The organism is Cellulosimicrobium cellulans (assembly GCF_006539945.1).
Classification (GTDB): domain Bacteria; phylum Actinomycetota; class Actinomycetes; order Actinomycetales; family Cellulomonadaceae; genus Cellulosimicrobium; species Cellulosimicrobium cellulans.
The window spans coordinates 41,612-58,738 of sequence record NZ_BJNZ01000029.1; the positions used below are offsets into that span (position 1 = coordinate 41,612).

General features: G+C 73.8%; 14 protein-coding genes. 5 read left to right on the plus strand and 9 right to left on the minus strand.

Going from position 1 to position 17,127, the window contains the following annotated elements; translation table 11 throughout:
• Nucleotides 1–69: 69 nt before the first annotated feature.
• Entirely contained in the window at nt 70–1,776 is a 1,707-nt protein-coding gene (locus tag CCE02nite_RS17260) for a flavin-containing monooxygenase (protein ID WP_141390844.1), read from the plus strand.
• A 165-nt stretch (nt 1,777–1,941) separates the two neighbouring features.
• Here the strand turns inward: CCE02nite_RS17260 and glnA are convergent, their stop codons facing one another.
• Complete coding sequence (gene glnA, locus CCE02nite_RS17265) at nt 1,942–3,366, minus strand: type I glutamate--ammonia ligase (protein ID WP_141390845.1); 1,425 nt, start codon at nt 3,364–3,366, stop codon at nt 1,942–1,944.
• A gap of 261 nt (nt 3,367–3,627) precedes the next feature.
• On the opposite strand from glnA, the gene CCE02nite_RS17270 reads away from it, so the two are divergent.
• Nucleotides 3,628–4,104 (plus strand): RDD family protein, encoded by a 477-nt coding sequence (locus tag CCE02nite_RS17270; RefSeq protein WP_141390846.1) that lies wholly within the window; start codon nt 3,628–3,630, stop codon nt 4,102–4,104.
• A gap of 112 nt (nt 4,105–4,216) precedes the next feature.
• Here the strand turns inward: CCE02nite_RS17270 and CCE02nite_RS17275 are convergent, their stop codons facing one another.
• The 5 genes from CCE02nite_RS17275 to CCE02nite_RS17295 form a co-directional block, all read right to left on the minus strand.
• Complete coding sequence (locus CCE02nite_RS17275) at nt 4,217–4,960, minus strand: DUF4191 domain-containing protein (protein WP_047233940.1); 744 nt, start codon at nt 4,958–4,960, stop codon at nt 4,217–4,219.
• 10 nt (nt 4,961–4,970) lie between these two features.
• Nucleotides 4,971–5,981, minus strand: coding sequence for a lipoyl synthase (gene lipA, locus CCE02nite_RS17280; protein WP_047233939.1), 1,011 nt, complete (start codon nt 5,979–5,981; stop codon nt 4,971–4,973).
• Between the two features lie 108 nt (nt 5,982–6,089).
• Nucleotides 6,090–7,454: an MFS transporter gene (locus CCE02nite_RS17285; protein ID WP_141390847.1), complete on the minus strand. Its 1,365-nt coding sequence runs from the start codon at nt 7,452–7,454 to the stop codon at nt 6,090–6,092.
• Nucleotides 7,455–7,536: 82 nt separating this feature from the next.
• Nucleotides 7,537–8,211, minus strand: a complete 675-nt coding sequence (gene lipB / locus CCE02nite_RS17290) for a lipoyl(octanoyl) transferase LipB (RefSeq protein ID WP_141390848.1) — start codon at nt 8,209–8,211, stop codon at nt 7,537–7,539.
• A 9-nt stretch (nt 8,212–8,220) separates the two neighbouring features.
• Entirely contained in the window at nt 8,221–8,724 is a 504-nt protein-coding gene (locus CCE02nite_RS17295) for a MarR family winged helix-turn-helix transcriptional regulator (RefSeq protein ID WP_255318936.1), read from the minus strand.
• Between the two features lie 38 nt (nt 8,725–8,762).
• Between CCE02nite_RS17295 and CCE02nite_RS17300 the strand changes: the two genes are divergently transcribed.
• The gene (locus tag CCE02nite_RS17300) at nt 8,763–11,132 is read left to right on the plus strand and encodes an MMPL family transporter (RefSeq protein ID WP_170227366.1); all 2,370 of its coding nucleotides are present in this window, start codon (nt 8,763–8,765) and stop codon (nt 11,130–11,132) included.
• On the opposite strand, the gene CCE02nite_RS17305 is transcribed toward CCE02nite_RS17300, so the two are convergent.
• Nucleotides 11,045–11,758: an HNH endonuclease family protein gene (locus CCE02nite_RS17305; RefSeq protein ID WP_255318937.1), complete on the minus strand. Its 714-nt coding sequence runs from the start codon at nt 11,756–11,758 to the stop codon at nt 11,045–11,047. The genes CCE02nite_RS17300 and CCE02nite_RS17305 overlap by 88 nt on opposite strands.
• 163 nt (nt 11,759–11,921) lie before the next feature.
• Here CCE02nite_RS17305 and CCE02nite_RS17310 point away from each other — a divergent pair, with 163 nt between their 5' ends.
• Both CCE02nite_RS17310 and CCE02nite_RS17315 read left to right on the plus strand, forming a co-directional pair.
• Nucleotides 11,922–12,962 (plus strand): Gfo/Idh/MocA family protein, encoded by a 1,041-nt coding sequence (locus CCE02nite_RS17310; RefSeq protein WP_141390852.1) that lies wholly within the window; start codon nt 11,922–11,924, stop codon nt 12,960–12,962.
• Between the two features lie 112 nt (nt 12,963–13,074).
• Nucleotides 13,075–14,532 (plus strand): protein kinase family protein, encoded by a 1,458-nt coding sequence (locus CCE02nite_RS17315; RefSeq protein ID WP_141390853.1) that lies wholly within the window; start codon nt 13,075–13,077, stop codon nt 14,530–14,532.
• Nucleotides 14,533–14,583: 51 nt separating this feature from the next.
• Here the strand turns inward: CCE02nite_RS17315 and CCE02nite_RS17320 are convergent, their stop codons facing one another.
• Together CCE02nite_RS17320 and sucB are read right to left on the minus strand one after the other, a co-directional pair.
• Complete coding sequence (locus CCE02nite_RS17320; protein WP_141390854.1) at nt 14,584–15,477, minus strand: TIGR01777 family oxidoreductase; 894 nt, start codon at nt 15,475–15,477, stop codon at nt 14,584–14,586.
• 147 nt (nt 15,478–15,624) lie between these two features.
• On the minus strand, nt 15,625–17,127 hold a 1,503-nt coding region (gene sucB, locus CCE02nite_RS17325), incomplete at its 5' end, for a 2-oxoglutarate dehydrogenase, E2 component, dihydrolipoamide succinyltransferase (RefSeq protein WP_141390855.1).

Below are 17,127 nucleotides of genomic sequence, written 5' to 3' on the forward strand. Positions count from 1 at the left end.
CGGTATACCGCAGCGCGCGGGCCGTCAGCCCTGCGGTGTCCGGACGGATCTGAGACGGGGGAGCGGTACATGGGGGATTCGGCGAGCGGCGAGAGCTACGACGCGGTCGTGATCGGGGCGGGTTTCTCGGGGCTGGCGATGCTCTACCATCTCCGGGAGGTCGGGCTCTCGGTCCTCGTGGTCGACGGCGCCGGGGGAGTCGGCGGCACGTGGTGGGCCAACCGGTACCCGGGCGTCCGCACCGACTCGGAGTACCTCGCCTACGCGTTCTCGTTCTCCCGCGAGGTCCGGGACGAGTGGGACTGGAGCGAGCGGTACCCGCGCGGCGAGGAGATCCGCGCCTACCTGGAGTTCGTCGCCAACCGGCTCGACCTGCGGCGCGACATCCGGCTGAGCGCGACCGTCGAGCGGGCCGAGCACTCGGACGTCACGAACCTGTGGACGCTCACCCTCGCCGACGGGTCGACGCTGCGCGCCACCTACCTCGTCTCGGCCACGGGGCTGCTCTCGCGTCCCCTCTACCCGAACATCCCCGGCCTGGACACCTTCGCCGGGCCCGCGCACCACTCGGCGAGGTGGCCGCACGAGGGGGTGGACCTGTCCGGCAAGCGCGTCGGGCTGATCGGCGTGGGGGCTTCCGGGATCCAGCTGCTGCCCGAGCTCGCCGCCCAGGCGGCCCACGTCACGGTCTTCCAGCGCACCCCGAACTACGTCCTGGAGACGACGAGCCCCGCCGTCACCGCGGACGAGCTCGCCGCGCTGCGCGCGGACTACGACGCCGTCTTCGAGCGCGCGGCCCAGCACCCTTTCGGTGTGCCGATGGAGATCCCGACGCGGTCCGCGCTCGACGTGGAGGACGACGAGCGCCGCCGGGTGTTCGAGTCCCGCTGGGAGGCGGGCGGCTTCCGGTTCGCCAACGAGTGCTTCACCGACCTCGTCTCGAGCCCCGAGGCGAGCGCGCTCGCGTCCGAGTTCCTCCGCGGCAAGATCCGGGAGATCGTCACCGACCCCCGGACCGCCGAGGCGCTCAGCCCTTCCACCTACACGTTCATGGGCAAGCGTCCGCCCACCGGTCACGGCTACTACGCCGCGTACAACCGGGAGAACGTCGAGCTCGTCGACGTCCTCGCGACCCCGATCACGCAGGTGACGCCCCGCGGGGTCGTCGTGGGCGGCTCTGCGGACGGGGCGGAGGAGGTCGAGCACGAGCTCGACGTGCTCGTGCTCGCGACCGGGTTCGACGCCATGACGGGGGCGCTCACCGCGTTCGACATCGTCGGACGTGAGGGCATCACGCTGCGCGAGCGGTGGGAGCGGGACGGGCTGCGCACCTACCTGGGGATCTCCGTCCACGGGTTCCCCAACCTCTTCCTGTCGCTCGGCCCGCAGACGCCGCTGTCCAACCTCACGGTGCCGGTCCAGCGCGGCGCGCAGTGGCTCCAGCGCGCGCTCGCGTTCGCGCGGGAGAACGGCGTCGCGCAGCTCGAGGCGACGCGCGAGGCCGAGGAGTGGTGGTACGAGGAGACCGAGCGCGCGGGGCGGGCCACCGTCATGTACGAGGAGGGCAAGAAGGCCGGCGCCTGGTTCGTCGGTGGCAACGTCCCCGGCAAGCGCGCGGAGATGGCGGTGTACCTCGGCGGAGGGCCCGTCTACCAGGACGAGTGCGCCCGGGCCGCGGCCGAGCAGTACGCGGGGTTCCGCCCCGGCTCCGGGCTGCCGACGGCCCACGTGCGCGCCGCCGCGACGGAGACCGCCGCGGTTCCTGCCGCAGGCTGACAGGCGGGTGCGGCGCGCCCCCTGCGCGCACCGCACCCGCCTCGCTGCGTGCGGGAAATGAGGGCGCGAGGCAAGACATGTCCAGATCCCTGTGCGACACGACGACGGCGGCCCGCCACCCGGAAGGGTGGCGGGCCGCCGTGCGGTCCGTCGGTGCGCGACCGATCAGATGTCGTAGTAGAGCTCGAACTCGTGCGGGTGCGGGCGCAGGCGGATCGGGTCGATCTCGTTGGTGCGCTTGTAGTCGATCCACGTCTGGATGAGGTCCGGCGTGAACACGTCGCCCTGCGTGAGGAACTCGTGGTCGGCCTCGAGGTTGTCCAGGGCCTCGGCGAGCGAGCCGGGGACCTGCTGGATCTGCGCGTGCTCCTCGGGCGGCAGCTCGTAGAGGTCCTTGTCGATCGGCTCCGGCGGCTCGATGCGGTTCTTGATGCCGTCGATGCCGGCGAGGAGCTGCGCGGCGAACGCGAGGTACGGGTTGGCCGAGGGGTCCGGCACGCGGAACTCGACGCGCTTCGCGGCGGCGGACGAGCCGGTCACCGGGATGCGGATGCACGCGGAGCGGTTGCGGGCCGAGTAGACGAGGTTGACCGGGGCCTCGTAGCCGGGGACCAGGCGGTGGTAGGAGTTCACCGACGGGTTCGTGAACGCGAGAAGCGACGGGGCGTGCTTGAGCAGGCCGCCGATGTACCAGCGCGCGAGGTCGGAGAGGCCGCCGTAGCCCTTCTCGTCGAAGAACAGCGGCTTGCCGTCCTTCCAGAGGGACTGGTGCGAGTGCATGCCCGAGCCGTTGTCGCCGAAGATCGGCTTCGGCATGAAGGTGACGGACTTGCCGGCCTCGAACGCCTCGTTGCGGATGACGTACTTGAACTTCATCAGGTCGTCGGCCGCGTGCAGCAGCGTGTTGAAGCGGTAGTTGATCTCCTGCTGGCCGGCGGTGCCCACCTCGTGGTGCGCGCGCTCGACCTCGAGACCGACCTGCTCCAGCGTCGCGCACATGTCGTCGCGCAGGTCCGCGAAGCGGTCGGACGGGGAGACGGGGAAGTAGCCGCCCTTGTAGCGCGTCTTGTACGCGAGGTTGCCACCCTCCTCCTCGCGGCCCGTGTTCCACGCGGCTTCGATCGAGTCGAGGTAGTAGAAGCTCGAGTGCTGGTTCGTCGCGAAGCGCGCCTCGTCGAAGAGGTAGAACTCGGCCTCGGGCGCGAAGAACGCGGTGTCGGCGATCCCGGTGGAGCGCAGGTACGCCTCCGCCTTGGCCGCGATGTTGCGGGGGTCGCGCGAGTACGGCTCACCCGTGAACGGGTCGACGATGGAGAAGTTCACGACGAGCGTCTTGCGCTTGCGGAACGGGTCCACGAACGCGGTCTTGACGTCCGGCACGAGCTTCATGTCCGACTCGTGGATCGCCTGGAAGCCGCGGATCGACGACCCGTCGAACATCAGGCCGTCCTCGAACGCCGACTCGTCGAACTGCGAGACGGGGATGTTGAAGTGCTGCATGATGCCGGGCAGGTCGCAGAACCGGACGTCGACGAACTCGACGCCCTCGTTCCGCGTGAAGGCGATTGCCTCCTCCGCGTTGTTGAACATCCGTTGCTCCTTGATCGGGTGGTGCCGTCGGGCTGCGCGGCGAACCTGCCGCTGACGTGGCGCCCACGAACCTAGGCCGAGGCGGTTTCCCCGCCGTGTACCCATTGTTTCGGTCGTGTTACGTCCCGCGTCCCCGTGTGACGTTCGTGCTACACGAGGGCACGCGGCAGCCGCCGGCGGGCGGTGTGCCGTTCGGCACGATACCGCCGTGCGCGACCCGAGCGTCGAGGTCGTCCACCGACCGGCACGTACCCTGGTCCCGTGGTTTCACGCGAGGACATGGGTTCGTGGCTCGAGGGCACCCCGGGCGGTCAGCAGGACGGTCGCGGCGCGCGGCTCGGCCTCCCGCCGGACGGACCGGGCTCGCTCGCGACCCTGGGACGGCGCGTCGTCGCGCTCGTCATCGACTGGGTGCTCGCGACGCTCGTCGCGTTCCTCTTCTTCCGGCCCGCGGCACCGGGCTTCTTCGAGGGCATCTCGGCACTCCCGGTCTGGTCGCAGCCGCTGGTCTTCGCGATCGAGAACGTCCTGCTGGTGAGCACGCTGGGCTTCACGGTCGGGCACCGGGTCATGGGCATGCGGGTCCGTCGCCTGGCCGATCCGGCGCGCATGGTCGGCATCGGCCGAGGCCTGCTGCGCACCCTGCTGCTGTGCCTCGTCATCCCCGCCGTCGTGTGGGACGCGGACGGGCGCGGGCTGCACGACCGTGCGGCCGGCACCGTCCTGGTCCGCACCTGACGCTGGTCCGCGACCAGCGTCCCGCCGCAGAGTCCCCCGGACGACGACGCCCGGCCGGTGAGGAGCGATCCTCGCCCGGCCGGGCGTCGTCGTGCAGCAGGAGTATGGTCCGTCAGCGACCCTTGAGGCCCTTGCGGTCCGGGCGCGCACGCGTCGGGTCGATGCCCTTGGGGATCGGCAGGCGCGAGACTCCCAGGGCGCGCAGCCGCTTGGACACCTCGGCGGTCTCCGGCTTGGTGAGCGACGGCTTGAGCTTCTGGACCGCGCGCGGGAGCTTGGGGAGCGCGACCTGTCCCTCCTCGTCGCCGACCTGGATCGTCGTGATCGGCACGTTCGGCAGCACGCGCGCGACGCGCTTGCGCTCGGCGTCGAGCTGACGCTTCGCGCGGTGCGCCGGACCTTCGCTCACGAGCACGACGCCGGCCCGGCCGACGCCGCGGAACACGAGGTCCTGCGTGCGCGGGTCGATCGCGACGGGCTCCTCGTCGAACGTCCACCCGCGGCGGATCGTCCCGAGCGCGGCGCGGGCTGCCCCGGGCTGGCCCTCGATCTGCTGGTACGCCGCGCGCTCCGCACGGCGCGTGAGGACGAACATCGCGCCCAGAGCGGCGAACGGGATGCCGACGATGAGCGTGTAGACCCACTGGCCCCACCACAGGCCGATGCCGAGCGCGACGGCGAGGATGCCGACGAACACGCCGAGCATGACCCACGTGACCGCGGGGTCCTGCTTGCGCGTCATCTGGTACGCGGCCCACACCTGGTGGTACCAGCGCTGCTTCTTGGGCTTCTTCTGCTTCGCGACCTGCTCTCCGGCGGCGGGCGCGCCGGTGCTGTCCGAGTTCTTGCGGGCCATGCGGGTCAGTCTAGTGGGGTGCGCGGGCCAGCAGGCTCGCGGCCTCCTGGCGGGACGTCGTCGGCTCGGCGAGGTGCGCGAGCGCCGGGGGGATCTCCATGCCGCGGCGCGTCATGGCCTGGCCCCACAGGCGTCCCGCGCGGTACGACGACCGCACGAGCGGGCCGGACATGACGCCGAGGAAGCCGATCTCCTCCGCGGCGTCCGACAGCTCGACGAACTCCTCGGGCTTGACCCACCGGTCCACCGGGTGGTGCCGCAGCGACGGGCGCAGGTACTGCGTGATCGTCACGAGGTCGCAGCCGGCGTCGTGCAGGTCCTGGAGCGCCTCCTTGGCCTCGTCGATCGTCTCGCCCATGCCGAGGATGATGTTCGACTTGGTCACGAGGCCTGCCTCGCGTGCCCGCGTGAGCACGGACAGCGAGCGCTCGTAGCGGAAGCCGGGACGGATCTGCTTGAAGATGCGCGGCACGGTCTCGAGGTTGTGCGCGAGCACCTCGGGGCGCGACGCGTTCACCTCGTCGAGCAGCTCGGGGATCGCGTTGAAGTCGGGGATGAGCAGCTCGACGCCCGTGCCCGGGTTGAGCTGGTGGATCTGGCGGACGGTCTCCGCGTAGAGCCACGCGCCGCCGTCGGGCAGGTCGTCGCGCGCGACGCCCGTGATGGTCGAGTAGCGCAGGCCCATCGCCTGGACGGACTCCGCGACGCGACGCGGCTCGTCGGCGTCGAAGTCGGCCGGCTTGCCCGTGTCGATCTGGCAGAAGTCGCAGCGCCGCGTGCACTGGTCGCCGCCGATGAGGAAGGTCGCCTCGCGGTCCTCCCAGCACTCGAAGATGTTGGGACAGCCCGCCTCCTCGCAGACCGTGTGCAGGCCCTCGCGCTTCACGAGGCCCTTGAGCTCGGAGTACTCAGGACCCATCGTCGCGCGGGTCTTGATCCACTCGGGCTTCTTCTCGATCGGCGTCGCGGCGTTGCGGGCCTCGACCCGCAGCATGCGCCGTCCTTCAGGTGCGATCGTCACGGGTGTCTCCCGGTCGTCGTGGCGAGTGAGCGCCGACGTCGCGCCGAGCAGGCAGGCGGGCGGCGCACCGTTCGGGTGCGCGCGCCCTGGTACGACGCCGGACTCCGGTCAGACTACGCGCTCGCGCTCGTCGTCTCCCGCGCGTCGCTCACCCTGTGGACGTGACGTCAGCGACACCCCGGTCACGACGAGCAGGACCGCCGCGACCACGGGCAGGACGAAGGCGGCCGTGGTGGAGAGCCCGTCAGCGAGGGCGCCACCGCCCGAGGCCCCGAGCGCGACGCCCACCACGTTCGCGCTCGCGACGAGGGTCATGGCGGACGCCGTGCGTCCGGCGGGCGCGCGCTCGCCCGCGACGGTGAACACCGTGACCATGACCGGCCCGACGAACAGACCGGTCACGGCGACCGCGACGACGACGGCCGTGAGCGAGCCGCTCGCGGCGGCGACCACGAGGGCGATCGTGCCCGCCACGAGCCCGGCGGCGAAGCTGATCCACCGGCTGCGCACGCCCCAGCGGCGGGGGAGCGCGACGACCGACAGCGCGGTGACCGCCGAGCCGACGCCCATCACGGCGTAGACGAGACCCGCGCTGCCGGGGACGCCGGCGTCGCGCGTGAGCGCGGTGAGCGCGGCCTGCGTGCCGCCGAACAGCAGCCCCATCGCGAGCATCCCGACGAGGACGACGGCCTCGCGCCGCACGAGTGCCGCGATCCCGACCGCGTGCCCAGCCCGTGTCGCGGGCGATGTCGCACCGTGCGGGGTCGTGCCGTCGTCGGGCGCGGGCCGGGCGAGCGGGGCGACCGCGCGCGCGGTCGGGTGGAGCGCGAACGCGGTGCCGAAGACGGCGACGCCACCGGCCGCGACGAGCACCGCGACCTGGGGCGAGCCCGCGGAGGCGAGGACGCCGACGAGCGCCGGGCCGAGGACGAAGCTCACCTCGTCGGCGGTGCTCTCGTAGCTCATGGCGGCCTCCACGGTGCGTGGCTCGTCGGCTGCGAGCCGGAGCCAGCGCACGCGCGCGAGCGGGCCGACCTGGGGGACGCTCGCTCCGGTCACCGCCGCTGCGGCCAGGACCGTTCCCGTGCCGCCCGGCAGGGCAGCGGCGAGGACGAGACCCAGCACGGCGAGCGTCGCGAGCGGGACGGCGACGAGCAGGACGCGGCGCTGCCCGACGCGGTCCGCGAGCGCTCCCTGGGTCGGACCGCCGAGCGCGGTCCCCAGCGCGGTGGCGGCCGAGGCGAGCCCGCCTACCGCGACGGACCCCGTCGTCGACGACACGAGGAGCAGGGTCCCGATGGTGAGCATCGAGAACGGGAGCCGGGCGAGGAACGCCACGGGGAGGAACGTGCGGCCCGCGAGCTGCGGCAGGCGCGCGTAGCCGGCGCGCGCAGGGACGTGGTCGCGTGGCGCGGCGGGGTGGCGAGAAGAGCTGCGGGCGCGCGGCGTCGCGCGTTCCGGGGTGGTGGTCATGCGGTCGGTTCCTCAGGGGTACGTCGTACCGCGCGCCGACCCACCCGTACTCCGGCGCGCGAGGATTCCCTGAGGTTCCAGCCTAACCGGCGAGCGCGTCCTGCGGGGTGTCGTGTGACGCGGTCGACGCGAGCAGCGGGGCGAGCGCGTCCTCCAGCGCGGCGACGAGCAGGGGCGCGACCTCGGCGAGCGTGACCTCGCGTCCGAGCTCGGCGGTGAGCGACGTCACGTCGGCGTCCTCGATCCCGCACGGGACGATCCGGTCGAAGCGCGACAGGTCGGGGACGCAGTTGAGGGCGAGTCCGTGCATCGTCACGCCCTTGGCGACGCGCACGCCGATCGCGCACACCTTGCGCTCGCGGCGGGTCGCGTCGGCCGCGACCCAGACCCCGCTGCGCCCCTCGACGCGCATCGTCGCGAGGCCGAGCCGAGCGCACACGCCCATGACGGCCTCCTCGAGCGCGCGCACGTACGCGACGACGTCGACCGGCTCGGCGAGACGGACGATCGGGTAGGCGACCTGCTGACCGGGGCCGTGCCAGGTGATCTTCCCGCCGCGGTCGACGTCCACGACGGGCGTGCCGTCGTCGGGCCGCTCCGAGCGGTTGGTCCGGCGCCCCGCCGTGTAGACGTCGGGGTGCTCGACGAGGATCAGGGTGTCCGGCCGGGTCGCTGCGACGACGTCGTCGTGCACCGCGCGCTGGAGGTCCCAGGCCTCGTGGTACTCCGTGATCCCGGGCAGCGCGAGCAGGTCCATCGGCCCAGGCTAACCCTCGTCCAGGGGCGAGCGGGGGAGCGTCTTGAGGAGCGTGAGGAGGGCCTCGCGCAGCGCGACGACCTGGGCGTCGTCGAGGCCGCGCGTCGCGAGGTCCTCGGCGGGTCGGCGTCGCGCTGCCGCGAGCCCGGCGTCACGACCGGCGGCCGTGATCGCGACGGCGCGGCGACGCCGGTCGGTGGGGTCGTCGGTGCGCGTCACGTAGCCGGAGCGCTCGAGCCTCGCCACGACCCGGCTCATCGTCTGCTCGGTCACGCCCGACTCCTCGGCGAGCACCCGCTGCGAGCGAGGGCCGGCGAGCAGGTGCATCAGCACAGGGAAGCCCGCGTGGTTGAGGTCCCACTTCCCGAGGTGGGCGTTCCACTCCCGCTCGATCCGGCGCGCGACGGCGAACAGGAGACGGCCGGTGGCCCACTCCTGGGGTTCGGTGGGCGTGGGGTCGCCGACGTCCGGGTCGGCGAACGGCCCGGTGCGATCCCTCGGTGAGTGCTCCAACGTGCATTCCTCCCTCCACCATGGCACCATTCCTCAGCATGCTGAGCAATAGGACGGGCGGGTTCCTCCGCGGACTGATCATTGTCGCAGTCATCGGTCTGTGGATGGCGATCGGCGCACTGGGCGGCCAGGCGCAGGGTCGCCTGAGCAGCGTGCAGACCAACGACGCCGCGGCGTTCCTCCCCGCGAGCGCGGAGTCGACGCGCGCCGCCGAGGTCGCGCAGGAGTTCACGGACTCCGAGACGCTCCCCGCGCTCGTCGTCGCGACCACGGGCGACGGCAGCGCCCTGACGCCCGACGACCTCGCCGCGCTCGACGCCTACGCGCAGGCCGTGCCGGGTGCCCCGCTCGAGGGCACCTCGGGCGACGAGCCCGCGACCGTGGGCGACGTCTCGGTCGCCGACCCCGTCGTCGTGCCGTCCGAGGACGGAGAGGCGGCGCTCGTCGTCGTCTCGCTCGACGCCTCCGTGGCGTCCGACCGGATCGGCGCCGACGAGGACAGCGTGAGCGAGCTCGCGGTCGGCGCGCTGCGCGACCTCGCCGCCGCGGACGCGTCCGAGGGCGGGCTCGCGGGCACCTCGCTCGACGTCTGGGTCACGGGGCCGGCCGGGTTCGTCGCCGACCTCGTCACCGCGTTCGGCGGGATCGACACCGTCCTCCTGCTCGTCGCGCTCGGCGCCGTGCTCGTCATCCTCGCGATCGTCTACCGGTCGCCGATCCTGCCGTTCCTCGTCATCCTCACGGCCGTGCTCGCCCTGACGCTGGCAGGCCTCGTCGTCTACCACCTCGCCGCGGCCGACATCCTCACGCTCAACGGGCAGTCGCAGGGCATCCTCTCGATCCTCGTCGTGGGCGCCGCCGTCGACTACTCGTTGCTCGTCGTCGCGCGATATCGGGAGGAGCTGCGCCTCGTCCGCTCGACCACGACGGCGCTGCGCCGCGCCGTGCGCGCGTCCGTCGAGCCGATCGCGGCGAGCGCCGGGACGGTGATCGCGGGCCTGCTGTGCCTCCTGCTGTCCGACCTGTCGTCGAACCGCAGCCTGGGTCCGGTCGCCGCGATCGGCATCGCCGCGGCGTTCGTCGCCGCGCTCACGCTCCTGCCGGCCCTCCTGCTCGTCGCGGGCCAGCGGTCGCGCGCGCTGTTCTGGCCGCGCATGCCCCGGTACGAGGGCGCGCACGCAGAGCACGAGGGCGGCGCCGCGGACGCGCAGCCCGCGACCGTCGAGAGCGACGACGCGGTGAGCGTCGAGGGGCACGGCGTGTGGTCGCGCGTCGCGAGCTTCGTCGGGCGGCACGACCGGCGCGTGTGGGTCGTCACGGCGCTCGTGCTCGCGGCGTGCGCGGCGTTCGTGCCGACGCTCGACGCCGAGGGCACCGGCGACTCGGAGGTGTTCCTCGCGGACGTCGACTCCGTCGCCGGCGAGGAGGCGCTCACCGAGCACTTCGAAGGGGTCTCTGCCCAGCCCGCGACCGTCATCGCCCCGGAGGCGGACCTCGACGCGGTCGTCGCGGCGGCCGAGGGCACGGAGGGCGTCGCCGCGGCGACCCCCGTCACGGACCAGCCCGCCGTCGCCCCCGGCGCGCCCGCGCAGGGCGACCCGGTCGTGGCCGACGGGCAGGTGCGCGTCGACGTCACCACGGACGCGCCCTCGGACAGCCAGGAGGCCGTGGAGACGGTCTCGGCGCTCCGCGACGCCGTGCACGACGTCTCGCCCGAGGCCGTCGTCGGCGGCGCGGCCGCCGAGCGCCTCGACACCCAGCTCGCGGGCCAGCGCGACCTGCGGATCATCGTGCCGGTCGTCCTCGCCGTGATCCTGCTCATCCTCATCCTGCTGCTGCGGTCGATCGTCGCGCCGGTCCTGCTCATGCTCGCCAACGTGCTGTCGTTCGGCGCAGCGCTCGGCGTCGCCGCGATCGTCTTCAACCACGTGCTCGACTTCCCGGGCGCCGACCCGGCCGTCCCGCTCTACGCGTTCTGCTTCCTCGTCGCGCTCGGGGTCGACTACTCGATCTTCCTCATGACGCGCGTGCGGGAGGAGAGCCTGCGGGTCGGGACGCGGCGCGGCGTGCTGCGCGGTCTCGCGGTCACCGGGTCGGTCATCACGTCCGCAGGCGTGGTCCTCGCGACGACGTTCGCCGCGCTCGGGATCATCCCGCTGCTGTTCCTCGCCCAGCTCGCGTTCATCGTCGCGTTCGGCGTCCTCGTCGACACGCTCGTCGTGCGGTCGCTGCTGGTGCCCGCGCTCGTGCACGACGTCGGTCGTCGGGCCTGGTGGCCGAGCGCCCTCGGGCGCGCCGACCGGGGGCCGGGGGAGAAGGGTCAGCCCGCGGGGACGGGCTCGGCCGGGCAGTCCTCGAGCACGCGCGCCATCGCCTCCGACTCGGACGGCGTCACCGAGAGCTCGTAGGCGGTCTTCACCGCGATCTGCCGCGCGACGTACGGGCAGCGGAACGCGTGGTTCGGGGGGAGCCACGCGGACGCGTCGCGCGCGCCCTTGGACTGGTTCGCGGGGCCGTCGGACGCGAGCAGGTTGAGCGGGTCGTTGGCGAACTGCCGACGCGTCTCGTCGTCCCAGGCGCGCGCGCCCTTGCGCCACGCGTCCATCAGCGGGACCACGTGGTCGATCTGGACCGCCATGCTGGTCGCGTTGCCGCGGCGGAAGTCGATGGTCTCGCCGGTGTACGGGTCCTGGAACGTGCCCGTCCGCACCTCGCAGACCTCGCCCCGCGTCGAGAAGGTGAGGTCGGTGAGGTCGCGCGCCAGGATGTCGTTGCGGGTGTCGCACCCGTTGCCGTCGACGTCGGCCCACGCGGGACCGAAGAGCTCCCGCTCGTAGCCCGTGTCCGGGCCGGGCCCCACGACCTCGAGCCGCGCCAGCGCCTCGAGCGCGCTGCCCCGGGCGGGTTCCGGCTCGTCGTCGGCGGCGACCGACTGCTGGTTGATGACGTTCGCGACCACGATGGCGACCGCCAACGCGATCAGGACGTAGCGCAGGACGCTCCGACGAGGGACGCGGCGGCTCGTGGTGCTCAAGGGACGACCTTCCCGAAACCGATTCTCGGCCCGACCCGCGCGAGACGGTACGCAGCGCTCCATACCGGACCAACGCGCACATTCTGCCAGGTCGCGGAGAGTGCTCAGACCACTCCGCAGGACCCCGCGGGTACCGGTCGACGGCGCGGCTAGATTGGTCGCCATGGACACCGCCGCACGCACGCTCAGGGTCGGGATCGTCGGGTACGGAGGAGCGGGCCGCGGCATCCACGCACGCCTCGTCCGCGAGGCCGGGCACGTCGTCACGGCGGTCGTGGTCCGGTCGCCCGAGCGCCGCGCCGCCGCGGTCGAGGACTGGCCGGACGTGCACCTGCACGACGACCTCGACGCGCTCCTCGCCGACCGGACGGCCTACGACGTCGTCGTGGTCGCGAGCCCGTCCGCCCTGCACGCCGACCACGCCACCGCGCTCGCCCGGGCCGGCGTGCCGGTCGTCGTCGACAAGCCGCTCGCGCTCGGCGCCACGGCGTCCCGCGCCGTCGTCGCCGCCGCAGAGGAGACCGGTACACCCCTCACCGTCTTCCAGAACCGCCGCTGGGACCCCGAGCAGCTCACCCTGCGCTCGGTCCTCGACCGCGGCGAGATCGGTCGCGTCCACACGTTCGAGCGCCGGTGGGAGCGGTGGCGCCCCGTGCCGCAGCAGCGCTGGAAGGAGAACGACCTCGTCGGAGGTGGCCTGCTCCTCGACCTCGGGCCGCACCTCGTCGACTCCGCGACCCAGCTCTTCGGGCGCGTCACCGGCGTGTGGGCCGAGCTGCGCTCGCACACCACCCCGACCGAGGACGACGTGTTCCTCGTGCTCCACCACGAGCCGGACGCCGACGGGAACGCGGTGGTCAGCCGGCTCTGGGCCGGCTCCGTCGTCGGCGCCCCGGGGCCGCGCACGCGCGTGCTCGGCACCGCCGGTGCGTTCGTCGTGACGACCTTCGAGAACGACGCCTCGCCCTTCGAGGTGTTCGACGACGCCGCGCCCGAGGGCACGCTCGGCTGGGTCACGCGCGGGCGCGAGCGCGAACCCGTCCCGCAGGCCACGGGCGGGCACGCCGACTTCTACCGAGCCGTCGCGGCCTGGATCCTCGACGGGGGTCCCGTCCCCGTCGACCCGCGCGACGCCGTGCGGACCGCCGAGGTCCTCGACGCCGCCCGCCGCAGCGCCCGCGAGGGCCGGCTCCTCGACGTCTGACCGCCCTCGGGGCCGGGCTCGAGACCGGAGCGGGCGCGCACGAGGTCGGTCGTCCCGCGATCCGGCCTGTGGACAACGGCACGCGGGGGTCCTCCGTGCGCTGAGATGAGTCATGCCGTCGTCGACCTCGCGCCGTGCGCGACCGCCCCTGGAGACCGTCGGGGACCTGGTGCCCGTGCTGGGTGCGGCGGGGTGGTCGGTGCGTCGGGAGCCCGGGGCGCCCGGCGGTGTGGTGGCGTACGACGACGCCGGGTCCGTGTGCGAGGCCGCGCGGCTGGACGTTCCGGAGGGACCGGGGCTTCGTGCCGCGCTGGTCGAGCACCTGCATGCCCTCTCCGAGCCCCACGAGCACCTCGTGGCGGTCCGTGGCGTCGTGGAGGCCGGGGAGTCGTCGCTGGTGGTCCTCACCGACCACGTGGAGGGACTGCGGCTCGACGATCTCGTCGCGGCACGGGAACCGCTCCGGGCCGCGGAGGCGGTCACGGTGCTCGTCCCGGTCGCCCAGGGCCTGGCCGCGCTCCATCGCGACGGCCGCGCCCACGGGAGCCTGGACGCGGCGTGCGTCGTGGTCGCGTCGAGCGGTCGTGCGGTGCTGCGCCCGCCCTTGACGCCCTCGAGCGGTGCGCCCGCCGACGACGTCCGCGACCTGGCGCGGCTCGTGCTCGACCTCGTGCCGCCTCCGGCGTCGAGCCACCCGTCGTACCAGGTGACCGCCGACCCGGAGGAGGCGCGTGATCTCGCGGCGCTGCACGCCGAGCTCGCGGTCGCGCTGCGCGACGAACCCTCCGCGCGCCCCGCTGCGGGGACCTTCGCGGCGCGCTGCTACGACGCCGTGGAGCCGCGTCCGGTCGTGATGCCCGATGCCGCGCGTCTCGTCGCGGGTGCGTTCGGCGTCCGACGGACCGGGCGGCCCGGCGTCAGGGGGTCGACAACCAGCGGTGACACCGCGCGCGGCGGGACCAGGACCGGCAGCCGGAGTGCCCGGACGCGACGGCGGCGGGCCGTCCGCGCGATCGCCACGAGTGGGGGGATCCTCGTCGGGTGCGCGGTGCTCGTGGCGCTGCTGGTCCTCCTCGGCCCCTCCCGCACGACGACGCCCGACGCGGACGAGCCGGCGCCGAGGGCGGCGACCGCCGCGGTCGAGCCGGACGCGGACGTCGACGCCGACGCCGTGCTCGACCCCGGCGACCCGGCCGGCGCCGCTCGCGCGCTGACCGCGCTCCGCCTCGCGCTGCTCACCGAGGGCACGGGCGACCTGTCGTCCGTGGTGGTCGGGGGATCGTCGGCGGAGGTCCGCGACACCGCGGTGCTCGAGGCGCTCGACGGCGTGGACGTGCTCGACGCGCGGGCGGAGGTCGTCGACGCCCGGCTCGGCGAGGACTGGTCACCCGCGCCGACGGGGGCGGGCGCGGCGCCCACCGACGCCGTGGTCGAGGTCGACTACGCCGTCAGCGCGCACCGGCAGCGCACGGATGACAGCGAGCTGCACGTGCCCGCGACCCCGCGGACCACCGTCGTGCTCGTGCTCCGCTGGACCGACGACGGGTGGCGCGTCGCCGAGGTGCGGTGACGGGTGCCGTCGCGGGCTCGGCTCGGCACGGTCGGCCGTCGGGGCAGGGCGTCAGCGACGTTCCGCGACCCGCCGGGCGGCGTCGTCGAGGAGGGGGTCGGAGAAGGTGAACCCGCTCGCCTCGAGCACGGTCGGGAGGGCGCGCTGGGAGCCGAGGATGTCCGAGGCCAGCTCGCCCAGCACGACGCGCAGTGCCACGGACGGGACGGCCACCACGGCGGGGCGGTGGAGCTCTCGCGCGAGCGCGCGGGTGATCTCCGCGTTCGTGGCGGGGTGGGGGGAGCAGAGGTTGACCGGCCCGTGCACGGGGGAGGCGAGCAGGTGGCGCAGCGCGTCGACCTCGTCGCGCAGCGTGATCCAGCTCCAGTACTGCGTGCCGGGGCCGAGCCGACCGCCCACGCCGAGGCGCAGGAGCGGCAGGAGCCTGCCGAGGGCGCCGCCCTCGGAGGAGAGCACGATGCCCGTCCGGGCGTGCACGACGCGGACGCCCGCCTGCTCGGCCGGTGCCGTCGCGGCCTCCCACTCCCGGACGAGGCGTGCGAGGAAGCCGTCGCCCGACGCCGACGTCTCGGTGAGCACCTGCGCGCCCCGGTCGCCGTAGTAGCCGATGGCGGAGCCCTGGACCCAGACGGGCGGCGGCGCGTCGAGACCGGCCATGGTCCGGGCGAGGAGGCCGGTGGTCCGGGTCCGGGAGGTGACCAGGGTGCGCTTGTACTCCGTTGTCCAGCGGTGGTCGCCGATCCCCGCGCCGGCGAGGTTGACGACGGCGTCGGCGCCCTCGAGGACGCCCGGGTCCAGGACGCCCGCGTCGGGGTCCCACTCGTGCTCGTCGGAGGTCTGCGGGGCGCGACGGACGAGCCGGCGCACGTGGTGGCCGTCCTCGCGCAGCCGCTCCAGCAGCTCGGCACCGATGAATCCGTGCGAGCCCGCCACGACGATGTCCATGGGGTCACGCTACGGGTCCGGGACGGTACCGCGCACCCGTGACCGGGAACTTCCCCGCCGCTCGACGCACGGACCGGTCGCGGGAACGCCGCGAGGCCCCGACCTGCTGGTCGGGGCCTCGCGGCGTGCGTCAGGGAACGCGAAGCGTCAGAGACCGACCTCGGCCTCGAACGCGCCCTCCTCGATGCGGTTCTTGATCGTGGTGAGGAAGCGCGCGGCGTCCGCACCGTCGACCAGGCGGTGGTCGTAGGACAGGAAGATGAAGCACGTCGAACGGATGCCGATCGTGTCGTTCCCGTCCGCGTCCGTGACGACGACCGCGCGCTTGGTGATGGTCCCCGTGCCGAGGATCGCGACCTGGCCGACCGGGACGATCGGCGTGTCGAAGACGGCGCCGCCCGACCCGGTGTTGGTGATCGTGAACGTCCCGCCCGCGAGCTCGTCCGGCCCGACCTTGTTGGCGCGCGTGCGCGAGCCGAGGTCGGAGATCTTGCGCGCGATGCCGGCGAGGTTGAGGTCGCCCGCGTCCTTGATCACCGGGACGACGAGGCCGCGCTCGGTGTCGACTGCGATGCCGACGTTCTCCTGGCCGTGGTAGGTGATCTCGTCCTCGGCGAAGGTCGCGTTGATCTTCGGGTAGGCCTTGAGCGCCTCGACCGCGGCGAGCGTGAAGAACGGCAGGAACGTGAGGTTGGCACCCTCGCGCGCCTTGAAGTCGGCCTTCGCACGGTTGCGCAGGGCGGCGACGCGCGTCACGTCGACCTCGACGGCCGTCGTGAGCTGGGCCTGCGTCGTCAGCGCCTCGACCATGCGGCTCGCCACGAGCTTGCGCAGGCGGCTCGTCTTCTCGGTCGTGCCGCGCAGCGGCGAGACCGCCGGGACGGAGGCCTTCTTCGGTGCGCCACCGGCTGCGGGTGCCGCGGGAGCGGCGGCCGGGGCGGCCTTGGCCTCCTCGGCCTTGCGGGCGGCCTCGAGGACGTCCTCCTTGCGGATGCGGCCACCGACGCCGGTCCCCGAGAGGGTCGACAGGTCGACGCCCTTGTCCGCGGCGAGCTTGCGCACGAGCGGCGTGAGGTAGGTGCCGCCGGCCTTGGCGGCCGGGGCCGGGGTCGCACCCGGGGCCGACGGCGCGGCCGGCTTCTCGGCGGCGGGAGCGGGGGCGCTCGTCGCCGGGGCAGGCGTCTCCTCCTGTGCGGCCTGGGCCGGGACGTCCGCCTCGCTCGCGGGCGTGCGCGCCTCGGTCGGCGCCTCGGCGGGAGCGGACTCCTGCTTCGGGGCCTCCTGGGCGGGCTGCTCGGCCGGGGCCGCGGGGGCCGCGGCCGGGGCGGCGCCCGAACCGACGATCGCGAGCACGGTGCCGACCTCGACCGTCTCGTCCTCCTGGACGAGGATCTGCTGGACGGTGCCGGCTACGGGGGAGGGGACCTCGGTGTCGACCTTGTCGGTCGAGACCTCGAGCAGCGGCTCGTCGACCTCGACGGTGTCGCCGACCGACTTGAGCCACCGGGTCACGGTGCCCTCGGTGACGGACTCGCCGAGCGCGGGGAGCTTGATCTCCTCGCCGCCCTCGGAGGACTGGGGCGCGGGAGCGGCCTGCTGGGCCGGGGCGGGCTCGGCGGGGGCCTCCTGCGCGGCGGGCTGCGCCGGCTC

Bases quoted from the DNA above. Each gene is read 5' to 3' on its own strand.
- CCE02nite_RS17275 (WP_047233940.1), bottom strand. From the start codon at position 4,960: ATGGCCCGCAAGAACTCGGACAGCACCGGCGCGCCCGCCGCCGGAGAG.
- CCE02nite_RS17315 (WP_141390853.1), top strand. From the start codon at position 13,075: ATGCCGTCGTCGACCTCGCGCCGTGCGCGACCGCCCCTGGAGACCGTC.
- CCE02nite_RS17310 (WP_141390852.1), top strand. From the start codon at position 11,922: ATGGACACCGCCGCACGCACGCTCAGGGTCGGGATCGTCGGGTACGGA.
- CCE02nite_RS17300 (WP_170227366.1), top strand. From the start codon at position 8,763: ATGCTGAGCAATAGGACGGGCGGGTTCCTCCGCGGACTGATCATTGTC.
- CCE02nite_RS17285 (WP_141390847.1), bottom strand. From the start codon at position 7,454: ATGACCACCACCCCGGAACGCGCGACGCCGCGCGCCCGCAGCTCTTCT.
- glnA (WP_141390845.1), bottom strand. From the start codon at position 3,366: ATGTTCAACAACGCGGAGGAGGCAATCGCCTTCACGCGGAACGAGGGC.
- CCE02nite_RS17260 (WP_141390844.1), top strand. From the start codon at position 70: ATGGGGGATTCGGCGAGCGGCGAGAGCTACGACGCGGTCGTGATCGGG.
- lipB (WP_141390848.1), bottom strand. From the start codon at position 8,211: ATGGACCTGCTCGCGCTGCCCGGGATCACGGAGTACCACGAGGCCTGG.
- CCE02nite_RS17320 (WP_141390854.1), bottom strand. From the start codon at position 15,477: ATGGACATCGTCGTGGCGGGCTCGCACGGATTCATCGGTGCCGAGCTG.